Below are 17,653 nucleotides of genomic sequence, written 5' to 3' on the forward strand. Positions count from 1 at the left end.
TCATCATGTCTTATCGTAGTTTTTCAGCCTTTTTCAATACTGGTTTCATCAGAGGTCTATGCGCAGAATTTTGTAAAAATTACCAAAGGCGCTTTTGTGGCTGATTCGGTGGATCATAACGGGGCTGCGTGGATCGATTATGACAATGATGGCGATCTTGACATTTTTACCGTTGGTGCAACTGCTCCAAATAATTTTGCCGCTTTGTATCGCAACGATGGCAATGATCTGTTCACAAAAATTACTTCCGGTGAGTTAGTGAATATTGCCAGCGGATGGTTTGGAACTTCCTGGGCCGATATTAATAACGATGGTAACCTCGATGTTCTCATGGCTGGTGGTTTTACACGTATGGGCAGTATGGTGTACAACGGCAATGGCAGAGGCGGGTTTCGCCGCAACGAGTCGTGGTTTCCATGGAATGAAGTAATTCTTGGATGGGCCGGCGCGTGGGGAGACTATGACAATGATGGTCATGTCGATCTCGTAGTCATTCATCCGTTTAATTTCGTGGGAACGCCGGCGTCGAGCAATTTTTTATTTCATAACAATGGCGACGGTACGTTTGCCGAGATTAACAACACTCCGATCACAGCCAATACAGCGCCGTTTACCGTAGGAACGTGGTCCGATTACGATCAGGATGGCGATATCGATTTGTTTATCGGCAGCGGCCCGGCAAATGGAACCCTGGCAACGGATTTCCATTTTAAAAATATGTTGAAAGAAACCGGAAAGGCAACGTTTCAGCCGATCACGGACAGTTTAATTGCAACGGATTCGTTGGACGGACAAATATGGAACTGGATCGACTATGACAACGACGGCGATTTTGATGCCTACATGACCAATTATTTTGCACCGACTGGGATGGCGAATCGTCTGTATCGGAATGAAGGTGGAAAATTCATACGCGTTATGGATGCAGGACCGATTGTCACGGATGTCGATATTTCATTAGCCAATGTATGGGGCGATTATGACAACGACGGTGATCTGGATTGTTACGTTGCCAATGGTGGGCGTCGTACTGCAAACAAATATTATCGAAATAATGGCGATGGTACTTTCGAAAGTATCGTTACACCGGCTAGTGAAGCAGATTCGACCATTTGCTGGGGTGCTACAGCCGGCGATTACGATAATGACGGCGACCTGGATTTATTTGTGGCGACCAAACTTATGTTTCGTCAGGGTCAGCCGCCCCGTCCCGTTCCTGATTGGCTCTTCCGCAACGATCTGGATAAAACCAATCACTGGATCAATATCCGATGCATCGGCAAAACCTCGAACCGATCGGCGCTCGGAACAAAAATCAAAACCAAAGCAACGATCAACGGGAAAACCGTCATGCAAATACGCGAAATTTCCGCGCAAAATACTTTCAATGGACAAAACGATCTACGCGTTCATTTTGGGTTTGGACAAACCAAAATGATCGATGAAGTTACCATTTTATGGCCTTCAGGGAAAACGGAAGCTTTCAAAAATGTTAAAGCGGATCAATTTTTGGTAGCGACGGAAGGAGAGGGAATCAAGTAATGAATAAAAAGCGCGTCTTAACTCATTTCCAGCATTCGCTGAATAGGTTTGAGGGCGCGAATACGGATATCTTCAGGAAGCGTGATTTCCGGCATACGATTTTTCATACAGAGGTATAATTTCTCAAGTGTATTTAATTTCATGTGCGGACATTCGTTGCACGCACAATTATTGTTAGGCGGCGCGGCAATGAATGTTTTTTCTGGGCAAGCTTTTTCCATCTGATGAATGATGCCGGCTTCGGTGGCGACTATGAATTCTTTTGCCGGCGACATTTGCACATGCTTGAGCAGTGCACTGGTTGATCCGATGAAATCGGCCATATTCAGGATCGAATCGACGCATTCGGGATGAGCGATCAAACTGGCGGTTGGGTGTGAAACTTTAATTTGCACGATTTTCTTTTCGGAAAAAATCTCGTGTACCTGGCATGAGCCTTGCCACAAAGCCATTGGCCTTCCGGTTTTTTTCATAATATACGCGCCAAGATTTTTATCAGGAGAAAATAAAATCGGTTGATCGTTGGGAATTTGAGCGATTAATTTTTCTGCATTGCTCGACGTGCAGATCAGGTCGCTCAACGCTTTGACGTCAGCTGAACAATTGATATAGGTGATCGCCAGATGATCCGGATGTTGATCGCGAAAATTTTTGAATTGATCGGCCGGACAACTGTCCGCCAGGGAACATCCGGCGTTGAGATCCGGCAACAGCACTAACTTATTGGGGTTCAGTATTTTTGCTGTCTCAGCCATAAAATGAACGCCGGCAAAAACGATCACGTCGGCTTTTGTGGAAGCGGCTCGCCTTGCCAATTCAAGACTGTCCCCGACAAAATCCGCAATATCCTGAATTTCCGATTCCTGATAATAATGAGCCAGCAAAACCGCGTTCATTTCTCTTTTCAACCGCGCAATTTCTTCATAAAGATCCAACGACGGATCGACATCGGATTCGGTCAGAATTTTATCATTGATATCAATTCTCATACATATAGTCTTTCCAAATAATTATTCGATCGAAGGATCTTCAGCAGCTTCAGTTAATGAGTTTCTGCTCCAGTATACATACAACGGCACGCCCATTAAAATAATCCCCAGTCCTATCAATGCGTCGCGCGGATCTTCGATTAAAGTATTAATAACCAAAAACAACGAAAACAAAATGAATGCTACCGGTGTCCATGGATAGCCCCACGTCCGATAAAGGCGCGGTAAATCAGCGGCCTTTTGGCGCAGGATTAAAACAGCTCCGCAAGACATGGCGTAAAAAAGCCATGATGCAAAAACGACGTAAGTAAAAAGTTGTTCAAAAGTTCCCGTAAAAATCAATGCACACGCCCACGCGCCTTGTGCGATCAAAGAAATATAGGGTGTATCGAATGTCGGGTGAATGCGTTTAACGGGTCGGAAAAATAATCTTTCTTTTGCCATAGCGTAATAAATCCGCGCTCCGGTAAATACAAAACCGTTATTGGCTCCGAACATGGCAATCATCACGGATATGGCAACGAGCGATGCACCTCCGGTACCCAAAACGATTATCGCCGCCTCCGATGCGACCATAGGTGCTTTACTCATTCCAGCTGGTGATAAAACGTAAATATAGGCTACATTGATCAGCGTATACAAACCGATCATAGCCAACGTCGATAGGATCAACGAGCGCGGCAGATTTTTTTGAGGTTCGATAACCTCACCGGCCACATACGTGATTTCAATCCAGCCGTCATACGCCCACAGCACGGCAACGATCGAAAGACCGAGCGGCGCGATTAATTCGGTGAAGGAATGATGTGAAAATGCAGGTGAAAAATGTGACCATGAACCGCCATTTGAAATAAAAGGTAAAATGATCAGGCCGCCGAGGCATAACATTTTTACAGTCGTAAATCCGTTTTGGAACATTGCTCCGAATCGTGTGCTGAGACAATTGATGACCGTGAGTAACAGAATGGATAACATTGCTACCGTTTTGATTTCAATCGGATTCAGCGAAACAAAATGTCCGAGATACGTTGCAAATCCGACGGCAACGGCAGCGATCGAGCCGGTCATGATAACGGCAAAATTAGTCCAACCGTAGAGGAAACCGAATAGCGGATGGTACGCTTTGCTGAGATAAACATATTGACCGCCGGCTTTCGGCATCATTGCACCGAGTTCTGCAATTGACAATGCGCCGCATAGACTGATAATACCACCGAAAATCCACACTCCGATAATTAAGAGCGACGAATCCAGATATAAGGCGACTGAAGCCGGAACTATAAAAATTCCGGATCCGATCATGCTTCCGATGTTGATCATGGTCGCATCCAACAGCGAAAGAGATTGTGGTAATTCTTTTTGCAAGTAACTCTCGTTTAATAGTTACGTTTGGTTCGTCGGTTTTGCGATTTTTTGTAATAAGTTTTTAACAGTGATTGAAAATGGTGGACGGCATTTTCCATTTCAACTGAAAAACGACCTTTGGTGTACGCTTCTGAATTCAAGCCTTTTTGGACGTGTTCGCAAATGGTAATGTCTTCGTGTTGAACCCAGTCACTGTACTTCAAATCATCGTCAATTTTTTTTCGGGCACTTTCCGATTCCGTATCACTATAATGATAATCGAAAACCACTCGGCAGCGATCATGCGCTAAGGGTAAAATCAAATTAGTCTGGAGCCTTCCGGGTAAAATATTGAGCATGAAATTAGGGAAAATGAAATAATAAAATGCCGTTCCGGCGCCTGAGGTATAAATGTTTTCCTCCGGAGTAATGGGACTGTGTTGGAGCGAATAAAAATTAAACGTTTCCGTTTCGTATTGGGCGTAATCGAGCAGTTTGCATAATTCAGGATGAACAAATGGCAGGTGATAACCTTCCAGATAATTATCGGCATAAACTTTCCAGTTACACTGCACGTCGTAGACAATGCGTTGATAGAATTTCATCGGGGCGAGTTGGAGTGGATGGATACGTTCTGAAATTCCGTGGTAAAATTTCAAAAGAGGCTCCGGCTTTTTGTCGAGATTAACGAATATCAATCCGTCCCAGACATCAAGATTAACAGGGGTCAGGCCGTAATCTTTTTTATCAAAAAGCTCCGTACGATCGAATTTCGGAACGCCACGGAGATGGCCGTCGAGAGTATAAGTCCATCCGTGATATTTACATTGGAGCGCTTTGGCGCCGCAGCCATCTTCGACGGCGATCGGTCCGCCACGATGACGGCATACGTTGTAAAATGCCCGCAACAGTCCGTCGGTTGTACGGACAATCAGCACCGGATTATCGGCAACGGTTGCGATAATGTGATCGCCGGGATTGGGCAGCCTTGAAACATGGCCGGCATATTGCCATGTTTTTCCGAAAATCCATTGCCGCTCTATAGCATGCATAGCCGGATGCGTGTACCAATCCGATGGAATAGTTTCAGCCCGCGCCAGCGACTTAATTTTCAGATCGTTCGGTGAAAAACGCATGACAGGTTCTCCGGAATTATAAAACTTTATTGCGTTGAAATTTTTCGACCAATTGGAACACCGCAATGCCATAGGCAACGGCTGCATTCAAAGATTGTTTCATACCATACATTGGAATCTCGCAGGCCATATCGGCAGCGCCAACAACTTCTTCACTGACGCCGTCAACTTCATTACCGATTACGAGCGCAATTGGAAATGGACAATCCATCGTCATGAGGTTTTGACTTTGATCCGTGTGTTCGAGAACCATGACTTTGATGCCTTGTTCACGCAGCCAATGAACGGCTTCTAATCCGGTTTTGAAGTGCCGCCATGGCACGGTTTCGGTTGCCCCAAGCGCCGTTTTCTCAATTTCTTTACGTGGTGGGCAAGCCGTATATCCGCATAGAATTAATTCCTGCACGCGTGCGGCGTCGGAGGTTCTGAAAGCAGCTCCGACATTATACATACTGCGGATATTTTCAAGAACAACATAAATCGGGAAACGCGCCTGCGTTTTTAATTCCTCTGCAGAATGGCGCTGACTTTTAATTTCATCGTATACAAGTTTGCGGATTGGATTCATAAGGCCGGCAATTTACGCCATGCGTTTTTGAAATGCAATAAAGGGGTCTGTAAAAATGAGCAAAAAAGCCGCATTATCAGCAAACAAAATATTGATATTCAACGAACAATTCACTAACATTTTAATCATTCTGAAAACATCGTTATTTATTCTCATTCTGCCGGAGCGCTCATGAAATCGTTGATTACGCTGAAAGTAAACGGTGATCTTTTTGAAATTGCGGTTGCGCCCAATCGAACATTGCTGGAGGCCTTGAGATATGAATGTCATCTGACCGGAAGTAAACAAGGCTGCGATATGGGCGATTGCGGCGCATGTACCGTGTTGATTGACGGCGTGCCGATTCAGGCGTGCATTACGCTGGCCATGGATTGCGTTGGCAAAGAAATTATTACCGTTGAAGGTATCGCCCGCCACAACGAGCCGCATCCGGTTCAAATCGCGTGGAATAATCAGGGCGCATCGCAATGCGGTTACTGTACGCCGGGATTTATGGTTGTAGCCAAGTGGCTTTTCGATCGCAATCCTGATCCGACGGAAGAAGAAATTAAAACAGCACTTTCAGGGAACATCTGCCGTTGCACCGGTTACACTAAAATTATCAGCGCTATGAAAGAAGCGATTGAATTAATGAAGGATGAGCAGACTGCAATAAGTCATAAAGGGTAATCGCATGATCAAACCTCAAAAAGAAAAATTTTCGATCATTGGCAATCGCCTTCCTAAAATCGAAGGATTCGAGAAAGCCAATGGCAGTGCGCTTTTTACCGACGATCTTGTATTGCCCAATATGCTGATCGGAAAAATTCTGCGAAGCCCCCATCCGCACGCACTCATTAAGAAGATTGATACCAGCAAAGCCGAGGCATTACCCGGCGTCAAAGCGGTGATGGTGGGCAGCGAGCTAACCGAAATGTACGGAGTGCTTCCGGCTTCACAAGATGAAACCGTGTTGGCCATTGATAAAGTCCGGTATATCGGCGATGAAGTCGCTGCCGTAGCGGCCATCGACGAGGAAACGGCAGAACGCGCTTGCGAACTCATCGTAGTCGAATATGAAGTATTGAAACCTTGCCTTACTATTGAAGACGGTTTTCGTGAGGACATTCCTAAAATCCATGAGCATACGAAATTAGCCAACGTGATGAAAGAAGTTCATCAGGAATTCGGTAACGTCGAAGAAGGATTTGCAGAAGCGGATTTTGTCATGGAGAATGAATATTTTTTCGAAGGCAATACGCACGTTCCTCTCGAACCGCATTGCGCTATCGGTCAGTGGACAAACAACCGGCTCACGATTTGGTCGTCGACGCAGACACCGCATTATTTACATGTCGCACTGGCCAAAGTTTTGAAAATGCCTCGCAGTCATATTCGCGTCATCAAACCGCATATCGGCGCCGGTTACGGCGGCAAGTCTGAACCGTTTGCACTTGAATTTTGTGCCGCGTGGCTTTCAAAAAAAACTGGCCGGCCTGTCAAATTTTTATATTCGCGCGAAGAAGTGTTTTATGCGCACCGCGGCCGTCAGCCTATGAAAATGATTTTGAAAACCGGCGTAAAAAATGACGGAACTTTGACCGGCATTCACATGCGTACGTTTTTGGACGGCGGTTCATTCGGCAGTTACGGGTTGGTCACGACCTATTACTCGGGCGTGTTTTTAACGCTGCCTTATAAAGTAAAACGTTTCAAATTTGATGCGTACCGGATTTATACCAATAAACCTGCCGGCGGTCCGAAACGCGGTCACGGCGCCGTGCAGCCGAGATTTGCAATGGAATGCCAGATGGACAAAATTGCCGAAAAACTCGGCATCGATCCAATCGAACTTCGTTTGAAAAATGCGATTGAACCCAACACAATGACCGTCAATAGTTTTCGCGTCACATCGTGCGGCATCAAAGACTGTCTGGAAAATACGCGTAAACGTTCAGGCTGGGAGATGAAATTTCGCGAATTTAAAAATCAATCCGGAAAAATTATTCGAAAAGGCATTGGTGTTGCCGCCAGTACGTATATCAGCGGAGCGGGCAAATCGATTATCTGGAATGATATGCCCCATTCCGGCGTGCAAATAAAAATTGATCGTGGCGGCGGTGTGACGGTTTTTTGCGGAGCGTCGGATATCGGACAAGGTTCGGATTCCATGCTTGCTTACGTCGCTGCAGAAGTGTTGGGTGTTGAAGTTACTGATGTACACGTATGCCAAACCGATACGCATCTCACGCCGGTTGATTTGGGAAGCTATTCAAGCCGTGTAACGTTCATGGCCGGCAATGCCTGTATCCAGGCCGCCGAATTGATCAAGACGCAATTATTTGAGATGGCTTCCAAAAAACTTGGTGTTAAAAAAGATGATCTTGATTGCGGCCGCCGATTAATTTTTTCAAAATCGGATCCATCGAAATTTATGGATTTTGTTGAAGCCGCAAATATGGCCGAATCGACATTCGGTACGATCGGCGCGACGGGAAGTTACAAACCACCCAAAATCGGCGGGACATACAAAGGATCCGGTGCAGGACCTTCGCCTTCGTATTCTTTTTCAACACATATAGCCGAAATTACTTTGGATGTTGAAACCGGAAAAGTGACCGTGGACAAAATCTGGTCGGCGCATGATTGTGGCCGGGCGTTGAATCCTCTGATAGTGGAAGGCCAAATCGAAGGCAGTGTATACATGGGCGTCGGCGAAGCTTTGTTTGAAGAACATATTTTCCACAAAAACGGATTGCATCGCAATCCCTCCATTCTTGAATATAAAATTCCGACGATTTTAGATACACCGGAAATTGAATCGATCATTGTCGAATCGATCGATCCGGAAGGACCGTTCGGGGCGAAAGAAGCCGGCGAAGGACCGCTTCATGCTGCTATTCCGGCCATCGCCAATGCTATCTTCAATGCGATTGGAGTACGCCTCGACAGTACGCCATTTACGCCGGAAAAAATTCTCAAATTATTGGATGAAAAAACCGAGGCCGGCGACAATAACGGCAAAAAGAAAACCAGAGACATTGGCGCCAAAAAATTAGTTAAAAGTCTGGAAACGACATAAAACGAAGAAAAACATTTTTTCGTGAAATTTTAATTAAAAAATCGAGTTAGATAAGGCATTCATGGCTGTATCTAACTTTTATTTTTTTAAACCGGAGTTAACGTATGTTGAAAACTATGGCTTTAACATTCTTGTTTTTAGCAAATTTTGCGTGTTCAAAAGCACAAACCGAACAAAAATCCGAGCAAAAAGACGTGTTAAATTCATCCGAACGAAAGGACAAAATCGTGAAATCGAACGATGAATGGAAAAAAGAACTTCCCGCCGACGTGTATTATATTATGCGCGAAAAAGGTACCGAACGGGCTTTTACAGGGAAATATTGGGACAATCATGATGAAGGGACTTATGTTTGTGCCGCTTGTAAACTTTCTTTGTTCAGTTCTAAAACAAAATTTGATTCCGGAACAGGTTGGCCAAGTTTCTATGAACCGATTGCAAAAGACGCTGTAGGCGGTGAAACCGATAAGAGCTACGGTATGGTACGGGATGAAGTTTTGTGTGCGCGTTGCGGAGGACACCTTGGCCACGTATTCGATGACGGCCCAAAACCTACGGGTTTGCGTTATTGTATTAATTCGGCCGCACTCGAGTTCAAAAAAGATTAGATCATGACGGAACCTGTTACCGATCGCGAAGCGATCGTCCGGGCGTTCTTTCCGGGTACCGGACATTCGTATGACCGCGTTGTACATTGGTTTACGCTCGGTCTTGATTATTATTGGAAACGGGCGATGTATCAGCGTATCCGAACCGCGAAACGAATTTTAGATTTAGCCTGCGGCACAGGCATTGTCACAACGGGATTGGCCAAACGGTTTCCTGAAGCCGAGATTGTCGGAGTGGATATAACCGCCGATTATCTTGACGTGTATCAAGAACGAATAAAAAAAAACGGCATCAAGGCTCAATTTGTTTTAGCCAATGCCGAAACGGTAAAACTTTCAGGGCAATTCGATACAATAGTGTCATCCTATATTCCCAAATACGTTGATCCCGATAAAATGCTGGCGAATATTATGCCTCACGTAATTAGCGGCGGAATAATCGTTCTTCATGATTTTACTTTGCCGCCGAACCCGCTGGCGCGTGGAATTTGGAATATTTATAACAGGTGTATGAATTTTGTCGGGATTCGTTTTTTCCAGGAATGGCGAGAAGTCTTTGACGCAGGTCTGACGATGCTGATCAGAAAAACGTTGTGGTTTGATAACTTTCCGGCAGCGCTGCAACGTCATGGTTTTGACAACATCCATCGTCAATACTTGAGTTTCGGAAGTTCCGGTATTATTTGGGCAACAAAATTATAAATGATCAAAAACATGTAAATTTTTAGTATTTAAACCGCAATTGGGGTTCCGCCTCCGTCCTCATTTTTTCCTTGTATTACCCCTCCTTTTCCATTACTATTGCGCCGATTTCATGAGAAGAAGACTTTGTTAGTAAAAGTATTGGGCATAAACGTTGAAAATACGTGCATTTAAATTTTTTCTAGTGTTATTGATTTTCCCGGTGTTCGGATTACCGGCTCAGGAAACCGGGCTTCCCGGAGTTCAGAATTTTAGAGCTATTGAATACAACGGCTATATCCAGAACTGGATGATCGTACAGGACCGAAGAGGATTAATCTATGTAGCCAATGGTTTTGGCATATTGGAATATGACGGACGCACTTGGCGTACAATCAAAACAAGCGGAATAACGCCCATCCGTTCGCTTGCTATGGACTCTACCGGAACCATTTGGGTCGGCGGGAAAGGCGATGTAGGATATCTCGCACCGGATTCTACCGGAGCGATGACATATTTTTCAATCGGGAAAAAAATTCCCGATTCAATGCCTTATACCGATGTATGGAAAACCTTTGTCGCAAAGGACGGCATTTATTTTCAAACTTTCGAGTATCTCTTTTTCTGGAATGGCCAAATCTTTAAAGCGTGGAAACCCTCAACGCAATTCCACAATTCTTTTTACATTGAAGACAAATTGTACATCCGACAAAAAGATTTAGGAATATATGTCCTTGAAAAGGACTCGTTGAAGTTAATTCCGAATGGAGAACTATTTGGCGATAAACGTGTTTTTGCTATTCTGCCGTATGACGACCAACGCCAAATTATCGGGACACGTGAACAAGGATTGATGATATACGATAATGGCCATATAACGCCATTTGCGCCTGAAGCGTCGCGTTGGATTGTTGAAAAACAATTGTATTATGGTATGCCATTACCGGGCCGAGGTTTTGTCTTCGCAACACTGCGCGGCGGTATCATTTTTATTGATCATGAAGGAAACATAGAAAACATCATTGACGAAAAATCAGGTTTGCAGACTGATAATGTCAAGCATTTGATGCTCGATCGCGACGGATCGATTTGGCTGGCATTGGGTAATGGCGTGGCCAAAGTTGATTGGTTTTCACCGTTACGATTTTTTGATGACCGCGCCGGACTTAATATAAATGTCGAAACAATTTTGCGTCGTGACGGCAAGCTCTATATCGGATCGAGCTTGGGAATTTACGGATTGGAGTCTGAAAACAGAATCGGCTATTTTTATGCTAATCCGATTTCAGACATTAAGGCGCAATGTTTTGCCTTGCTGGGTTACGGGCGTGAAATATTAGCCGGAACAGGTGTCGGATTATATTCCATTCAAAATAATCGCTCTAAATTAATTATTCCTTCTGTTACATTTGAGCTGAGGCGTTCACAAAAAGATTCCAATCGTATTTGGGTTGGTCGCACGGACGGACTGTCATCAATTTATTTCCGGGACGGACAATGGGTTGATGAAGGAAAAATCGGTGATATCAGCGAAGAAATTCAAACGATTGCCGAAACGGCCGACGGGACGCTTTGGTTAGGTACTAAAATTCAAGGTGTACTTTCCGTTCAATGGAATGGAAACAAATCCACAGTCCGTAGATTTGGAAAAGAAAGCGGCTTGGCCGAGGGATATACCTTTGCTTATGACTATAACGATGAAATTATTTTTACAACCGCAACCGGCTTTTTTACATTTGATCCTTCTTCTCAAAAATTTATACCCGATCAACGTTTCAGTGAAGTTTTTAAAAGCGATCGCGAAGATGTGTACCGATTAGTGATCCAAGACGATGGAACAATTTGGGCCGGTGCTGAATTTCAAAAGGCTTTTGCAGCTTTGATCATGGATGAAGGAAAATTTCGTCCTGACCCGCGCCGAAGCCTGCGTTTGGATAATTTATCTTTATTTAAATTTTATCCTGATCACGAACAAATTTTGTGGTTGTGCAGCGCCAATGGAATTGTGCAATATGATTCCGAGCGCCGGCGATTTCCTGATGCACGTTCTGTTTTAATTCGCCGCGTTTCAATTGGACAGGATTCAACCATCTATGCCGGATCGCCAATAGATTCGAAAACACTTCCATATGAAAATGAGGGTATTCGTTTTGAATTTGCTTATCCGCAATATGATCAATTTGTCAAAATCGAATACAGTACTTTTCTCGAAGGGTTTGACCGCACTTGGAGTAATTGGAACCGTGAAACCAAAAAAGATTATACGAACCTACCTGAAGGGCATTATCAATTTCATGTGAAAGCACGCAGTGGTTTACTTGGTGAAACACGCGAAGGTGTTTATGCGTTTTCTATTATGCCGCCTTGGTACCGAACGTGGTGGGGATATGCTTTACAGGCTATTGCGATTATAACTCTGATTTATTTTTTCATACGCTGGCGTTCTGAACAGTTGGAATATGAAAAGAAGCGCCTTGAAAAGATAGTTGGTGAACGCGCCGGTGAAATTTTAAACCAAAAACACGAGCTTGAATCAAAAACGTCCGAGCTTGCTTTAAAAAATGAAGAACTGGAAAAACTCAATCAGATAGTCAAATCGATCAATTCAGAGCTTAACATTATTGATCTGCTCAGGGCTATTTTAGAAGCGACCAAAGTAATCCGAGGCGTCGAAAAAGCTACAGCTATTGTGTTTGACCATCATACGCAAACATTCAAACTCAAAGCCAGCACGGAAGTCAATCTTGAACTTGAAAAAGATATCGAATTAACGGTCGATGAAGTGGAAAACCGTTACATTGAAAATACTCAGCAGTTTGGCGATGAAATTTTTATTGTCAAAGATATTCAAGGTCGAAAAGCTGAAGAAAAATTTGCCCATTTGCCAAGATCTAAATCATTGATGGTCATGCGCATTACGGTCAAAGACAAAGTTGAAGGCTTACTCATTTTTGATAATTTTACCGACCCCGAAGGTTTTTTCCCTCTGAATAAAGACTTGATCAGCAATCTGAAGGGACACATTATTTCAGCTTTTATTAAAATCAGAATGCTGGAAGAATTGAAAAATTTAAATGAAAAGAAAAACGAATTGATCGGTATCGCAGCGCATGATCTGCGCAGTCCTTTAACAACAGTGATCGGTTATTCTGAGATGACGATTGAGAATTTAAATGCCGGTTTAAACGATTATGAAATCATTAAAAAAGATTTAGGGATTATTATCAAAGTGGCCAGAGACATGTCACGGATGGTTAATAAACTACTCGATGTGTCGGCAATCGAATCTGAAAAAGTCAGGCTGGATCTCTGGAAGGAAGATCTCACACAGGTTCTTGAAGAATGTGAAAAGCTGCACCGTCATGCTGCCTTACAAAAGAACATACGGCTTCACGTCGATCAAATGCCTGATTTGCCGCCGGTTCTTATCGACCGTTCTCGAATATCCGAAGTAGTGGACAATCTCATCAGTAATGCAATCAAGTATACGTATCCGGGCGGATTTGTAAGAGTATTTTGTGAAAGAATAAAACGCGAAGTTGTTACGCATGTTCAGGATACGGGACAAGGACTGGACGAAAACGATCTCAAAGAAGTTTTTAAAAGTTATAAAAAACTCAGTGCAAGGCCGACCGGTAAAGAAAGCAGTACCGGGTTGGGATTAGCCATCGTTAAAAAAATCGTTGAACTCCACGGAGGGCGTGTGTGGGTGAAAAGCGAAAAAGGTAAAGGCGCTACGTTTAGTTTTTCATTACCGCTGGATCGGTGATACAACAAAAAAGGCGGGTAAACCGCCTTTTTTGTTTATCGGGCCATTAAGATTTTTTTTCAAACACCTTCGACCAATCAATTTTAGCCGTCATTTGCATTAAGACGAACAACGTTACAATTGCACCAATTGTAATGGTCAGACCGGTGTATCCTTCGAAAAAGAACGAATACGAAAACAAAACGAGATATATTACCTGAGTCGGCACGACAACTTTTAAGGCAAATGCCATATTCATCACTAAGCGCATATAGGTAAAAACTAAGATTACCGATGTGACCGATGCAATGACAAATGACCATTCTAATTCAAGATGATCAACCAGGTAAGCGAATAGCAGGTGAAAGGCAAAAAACGCAGCTGCAAGAAAAAAGTAATTCATCGGATGGATCGAATTACCCTGAATCGCTCCTATAATAATCAAAATAGTAAAAAAGAAGAGTAGCGATACGGGGGCAAAAAAACTGATTCGTTCTGCAACTGGCCCCGGATTAAGCTTTTTAGGCATATCAATACCGATTTTAATGTTAGAAATAACATCGGAATATTTCCATATCAAGTTCCATCCGTCGGCCGTTTCGGTTTTTTCACTGGGAGACGTACAAAATTCAGGAATATCAAATTCTTTGAAGTGCGTAGCGACATTGAGTGAAAAGTTTTTTACACGCTTAGTGCCATCGCCGAAACTGAATTGCCATAAACCAGTGCCTTGTGAACGGTAACTGATTATAAACTCTTTTTCTTCATTCGGCTTGAATTCAGTTTTTGCGGTGAGAAATTGTGAAAGAGTTTGTCCATAAGCGTCTTGAGTCGTTTCAGTATTTTGCAATCCTTCGTCCATCAGGCTTTGGCCGTTTACGGTTAATACAAAATCGTCGTAGAGTGAGTTTTGGGATGGAAAATCAAACCGCATAAAGATTTCTCTATTTAAAGCCATGGTATTAGCGACTTTGAAAGAGCCCTTGAATTTTATTTCGTACACGCTGTACCATAGTAAACCTTTTTGGCGATAATCGACTTTGATATCTGCCGTGATATCATTGCGAGTCACTTCGAGTTTTCGTTTTTCTTTTCGGGTGGTTACTCTTTGCTGGCGTATAGTTTGTCCGTTGGCTGAAGTGGACGTTTCCATTGTTGTATCGTAAAGCGTTTCATACCAGTAGAATTCAGGAGACAATTGAGTATGGATTCCACCCCAGTTGTTCTCAACTCGTTGACCAAGTTGGATGGTTTTTTCGCTCGTACGCATATTAATGCTGCCACCTAGTATAAACCAAGCGATCATTGTACAGAAAAATATTCCGATAATTGCAATAAGGCGAAAGGGTGTCATGAGTATTACTCCACTAATGATTTTCTATAATTAAGAAACTTGTTTACGATGTAAAAAAATAATATCCCGGATAAATTCATGGCTAAATCAAGCAAGCTGAAAGTTCGATGAGGCGACAGAGTCTGACAACTTTCATCCATGATCGATAGGAAAGCAATGACCATTGGTCCAAGTGCAATTGAAAAGTTTTTGATCGCTAGCGAATGTTCATTGATCGCTTTATGAGCCAGGAATCCTAACCATCCTATCAAAAAAAAATGTGCAATCGTATCATAATAAGGAATGATCGATAATTCGGCCGGTAAACCGTTTCGATATGCGTTTGCACCAATCACCACACAAAAAATCAGATACAATATGAAATACCAACTCCAGCGCCGATTAAATGAGATGCCCATTTTCATAAACTGCCTATAGCTTAACACAAAGTTATTCTTCTAAGATTTGTTTTAATAAATCGAAATATTTAGCTAAAGCTTCACGACCTTTCTTCGTAATTTTTAAAGTTGTCAGCGGTCTTTTTCCAACGAAGGATTTGTTGACAGTCAGGTATTTATTTTTTTCAAGCATGGCAATATGCGAACTCAAATTTCCGTCGGTGACCTGCAACTGTTCTTTCAGTTCGACAAATTCGGATGAATCATGGGCGGCAAGAAGCGACATAATTCCCAGCCGGACTTTTTGATGAATAACTTCATCGATTTGATGGAAAGCGTTAATCATGGTTGTTAAGATGTTGTACGCGCGTATAACGAAAATAAACTATGAAGCCAAATAGCAAATGTCCGAGCCCAAAGCTAATCATGAGCATCAGAAAATTCAGAAAAGGATTGAATGCGGCAATAGTTCCGGTCAGTAGGAATACCATTGCAAGGTATTTAAGTTCGTTAAGCGAATATAAACTACCGACGTAGATTCCGGCGCCATAGCAAAGCATCCACCCCGACGGTATAAAAAAGAAAAAAGAATATTGCACACAGGCCAATGTCCAGACAGCGCCCAGAAAAAAGAGGATCATAAAATTTTTTAATCCATGTTTCACGGGTGTGGACCACAATTTTTCATTGAAGACTCTTGCCCGGCGCATGGCGAACCCTACAGCTAATACGATCGATGCTACAAAACTCAGCGACCAAATTATGGTTAATTCGCTAATGTAATGCTGATAGGCCATAGAATTATCCAGGATCCATTGAGAATAGGCAGCCGCAGTCGTGCCGCAAATACCGGGGCCGATAGCCGACCAAGGTGAAATATTGGTATATTGAGTGGATCGCTCTAAAAGTTGCTGAATATATGCAAGCTGAGCGCGCGCATCTTGAGGATTCATAAACAGTCTCCTTATTACAAATAACTTTGTAAAACAAAGTTATTTGTAATATATAAGCAATAAACGTTGTTGTCAAGTGGAAAATGGGAAAAGGGATGGGTCAGTCTCCGAAGGCAATACCCAGATCGCGTGCCGTCAAAATTGTATCGCAATCCAAAGGAACGGATTTCATGCGTTTAGTTGCTTCTTCAAGCGGAACGTAACGAACATTCGGAGGATCGAGCGCAACCATGACATTGCTTCGGCCATCTTCGAGTGCACGAACGGCCGCCGCACCGAAACGCAAAGCCAGTAGCCTGTCGGAAGTTGTTGGTGTACCGCCGCGCAATAAATGTCCCAATACGACGACGCGAGTCTCTTTACCGGTTGCGTCTTCCAAATCCTTGGCTACGCGATCGCCGGCGCCACCCAGGCGTTCAAGACGGCCTGTCGGATGATCGATTACTGAAATAGAACCGCCGGCAGGTTTGGCACCTTCGGCCACGATAACGATAAAATATTTTTTTCCATACCGTTGTTTGGCTTTGATCATGGAAGCAATTTTTTCGATATCGTAAGGAATTTCAGGGATCAAGATCACATCGGCGCTTCCGGAGACGCCTGCGTTGAGAGCAATCCAACCGGCGTAACGTCCCATGACTTCCACGACCATAATCCGGCGGTGCGATTGAGCGGTCGAATGAAGGCGATCGATACACTCGGTTGCAAACGATACGGCGGAATCAAAACCAAATGTGACAACCGTTTTTTCAAGATCGTTATCAATCGTTTTTGGTACACCGACGACCCGCAAGCCTTTGTGGGCCAATATATTGGCGATTTCCAAAGAGCCGTCGCCGCCAATCGCAATCAGTGCGTCTAAATTATTTTCGTGAAATCCTGAAACAATCTCATCCGTTCGATCGATTTCATGAACCTTTCCGTCTTTTTCAGTGACCGGATAACGCAAGGGGTTACCACGGTTGGTCGTTCCCAAAATTGTTCCGCCTAAATGCGTAATACTTTTCACCGACTCGCGCGTCAGATGCACCAAACCACCTTCAGGATATTGTTCAGGTAAAAACAGGCCGTTGTATCCATCTCGGATTCCGTAACATTCCCAACCCCGGTTCAGTGCAGCGTATACGGCCGCACGAATGACAGCATTGAGACCCGGCGCGTCTCCGCCTCCAGTATTAATCGCAATGCGCCGGATAACGTCTTTTTTCGACATGTTTGTCTAGCCTCCGTAGCATAAAGTTCTTGAGAAAGTTACTATAATCGGCGTAAAAATCAAAACGGTGACTCAAAAA

General features: G+C 43.6%; 15 protein-coding genes. 6 read left to right on the forward strand and 9 right to left on the reverse strand.

Annotated elements, in window-relative coordinates; genetic code table 11:
* Positions 1–1,542 (forward strand): CRTAC1 family protein (locus K1X84_14540; protein MBX7152844.1); only part of this gene is annotated, 1,542 nt, incomplete at its 5' end.
* A 17-nt stretch (positions 1,543–1,559) separates the two neighbouring features.
* Here K1X84_14540 and nadA read toward each other — a convergent pair.
* The 4 genes from nadA to K1X84_14560 are packed head-to-tail and all read right to left on the reverse strand — an operon-like array spanning position 1,560 to position 5,579.
* Positions 1,560–2,531: a quinolinate synthase NadA gene (gene nadA / locus K1X84_14545; GenBank protein ID MBX7152845.1), complete on the reverse strand. Its 972-nt coding sequence runs from the start codon at positions 2,529–2,531 to the stop codon at positions 1,560–1,562.
* Positions 2,532–2,552: 21 nt separating this feature from the next.
* Complete coding sequence (locus tag K1X84_14550) at positions 2,553–3,896, reverse strand: amino acid permease (GenBank protein MBX7152846.1); 1,344 nt, start codon at positions 3,894–3,896, stop codon at positions 2,553–2,555.
* Between the two features lie 11 nt (positions 3,897–3,907).
* Entirely contained in the window at positions 3,908–5,011 is a 1,104-nt protein-coding gene (locus K1X84_14555) for a Rieske 2Fe-2S domain-containing protein (protein MBX7152847.1), read from the reverse strand.
* 16 nt (positions 5,012–5,027) lie between these two features.
* Positions 5,028–5,579, reverse strand: coding sequence for an RNA methyltransferase (locus K1X84_14560; protein ID MBX7152848.1), 552 nt, complete (start codon positions 5,577–5,579; stop codon positions 5,028–5,030).
* A 171-nt stretch (positions 5,580–5,750) separates the two neighbouring features.
* On the opposite strand from K1X84_14560, the gene K1X84_14565 reads away from it, so the two are divergent.
* The 5 genes from K1X84_14565 (at position 5,751) to K1X84_14585 (ending at position 13,698) form a co-directional block, all read left to right on the forward strand.
* Positions 5,751–6,248, forward strand: a complete 498-nt coding sequence (locus K1X84_14565) for a (2Fe-2S)-binding protein (protein ID MBX7152849.1) — start codon at positions 5,751–5,753, stop codon at positions 6,246–6,248.
* A 4-nt stretch (positions 6,249–6,252) separates the two neighbouring features.
* Positions 6,253–8,640, forward strand: a complete 2,388-nt coding sequence (locus K1X84_14570; protein MBX7152850.1) for a molybdopterin-dependent oxidoreductase — start codon at positions 6,253–6,255, stop codon at positions 8,638–8,640.
* A 116-nt stretch (positions 8,641–8,756) separates the two neighbouring features.
* Positions 8,757–9,248 (forward strand): peptide-methionine (R)-S-oxide reductase MsrB, encoded by a 492-nt coding sequence (gene msrB, locus K1X84_14575; GenBank protein MBX7152851.1) that lies wholly within the window; start codon positions 8,757–8,759, stop codon positions 9,246–9,248.
* Between the two features lie 3 nt (positions 9,249–9,251).
* Positions 9,252–9,950 carry a methyltransferase domain-containing protein gene (locus K1X84_14580; protein MBX7152852.1) on the forward strand — a complete coding sequence of 233 codons (699 nt, stop codon included), beginning with the start codon at positions 9,252–9,254 and terminating at the stop codon, positions 9,948–9,950.
* Positions 9,951–10,152: 202 nt separating this feature from the next.
* Entirely contained in the window at positions 10,153–13,698 is a 3,546-nt protein-coding gene (locus K1X84_14585; protein ID MBX7152853.1) for a hypothetical protein, read from the forward strand.
* A gap of 46 nt (positions 13,699–13,744) precedes the next feature.
* Here K1X84_14585 and K1X84_14590 read toward each other — a convergent pair whose 3' ends face one another.
* The 5 genes from K1X84_14590 to K1X84_14610 all read right to left on the reverse strand — a co-directional run bounded on the left by K1X84_14590 (position 13,745) and on the right by K1X84_14610 (position 17,574).
* Positions 13,745–15,031: an inner membrane CreD family protein gene (locus K1X84_14590; protein ID MBX7152854.1), complete on the reverse strand. Its 1,287-nt coding sequence runs from the start codon at positions 15,029–15,031 to the stop codon at positions 13,745–13,747.
* A 5-nt stretch (positions 15,032–15,036) separates the two neighbouring features.
* Positions 15,037–15,435, reverse strand: coding sequence for a VanZ family protein (locus K1X84_14595; protein MBX7152855.1), 399 nt, complete (start codon positions 15,433–15,435; stop codon positions 15,037–15,039).
* Positions 15,436–15,460: 25 nt separating this feature from the next.
* Complete coding sequence (locus K1X84_14600) at positions 15,461–15,754, reverse strand: transcriptional regulator (GenBank protein ID MBX7152856.1); 294 nt, start codon at positions 15,752–15,754, stop codon at positions 15,461–15,463.
* The gene (locus K1X84_14605; protein ID MBX7152857.1) at positions 15,747–16,361 is read right to left on the reverse strand and encodes a hypothetical protein; all 615 of its coding nucleotides are present in this window, start codon (positions 16,359–16,361) and stop codon (positions 15,747–15,749) included. The genes K1X84_14600 and K1X84_14605 overlap by 8 nt, the downstream gene beginning before the upstream one ends.
* 100 nt (positions 16,362–16,461) lie before the next feature.
* Positions 16,462–17,574: an ATP-dependent 6-phosphofructokinase gene (locus tag K1X84_14610; GenBank protein ID MBX7152858.1), complete on the reverse strand. Its 1,113-nt coding sequence runs from the start codon at positions 17,572–17,574 to the stop codon at positions 16,462–16,464.
* Positions 17,575–17,653: the final 79 nt, after the last annotated feature.

The organism is bacterium, assembly GCA_019695335.1.
Classification (GTDB): domain Bacteria; phylum CLD3; class CLD3; order SB21; family SB21; genus JABWBZ01.

Coding starts and splice junctions, on each gene's coding strand:
- K1X84_14580 (MBX7152852.1), top strand. CDS start 9,252: ATGACGGAACCTGTTACCGATCGCGAAGCGATCGTCCGGGCGTTCTTT.
- K1X84_14610 (MBX7152858.1), bottom strand. CDS start 17,574: ATGTCGAAAAAAGACGTTATCCGGCGCATTGCGATTAATACTGGAGGC.
- K1X84_14590 (MBX7152854.1), bottom strand. CDS start 15,031: ATGACACCCTTTCGCCTTATTGCAATTATCGGAATATTTTTCTGTACA.
- K1X84_14595 (MBX7152855.1), bottom strand. CDS start 15,435: ATGAAAATGGGCATCTCATTTAATCGGCGCTGGAGTTGGTATTTCATA.
- K1X84_14560 (MBX7152848.1), bottom strand. CDS start 5,579: ATGAATCCAATCCGCAAACTTGTATACGATGAAATTAAAAGTCAGCGC.
- K1X84_14555 (MBX7152847.1), bottom strand. CDS start 5,011: ATGCGTTTTTCACCGAACGATCTGAAAATTAAGTCGCTGGCGCGGGCT.
- K1X84_14600 (MBX7152856.1), bottom strand. CDS start 15,754: ATGATTAACGCTTTCCATCAAATCGATGAAGTTATTCATCAAAAAGTC.
- nadA (MBX7152845.1), bottom strand. CDS start 2,531: ATGAGAATTGATATCAATGATAAAATTCTGACCGAATCCGATGTCGAT.
- K1X84_14570 (MBX7152850.1), top strand. CDS start 6,253: ATGATCAAACCTCAAAAAGAAAAATTTTCGATCATTGGCAATCGCCTT.
- K1X84_14605 (MBX7152857.1), bottom strand. CDS start 16,361: ATGAATCCTCAAGATGCGCGCGCTCAGCTTGCATATATTCAGCAACTT.
- K1X84_14565 (MBX7152849.1), top strand. CDS start 5,751: ATGAAATCGTTGATTACGCTGAAAGTAAACGGTGATCTTTTTGAAATT.
- msrB (MBX7152851.1), top strand. CDS start 8,757: ATGGCTTTAACATTCTTGTTTTTAGCAAATTTTGCGTGTTCAAAAGCA.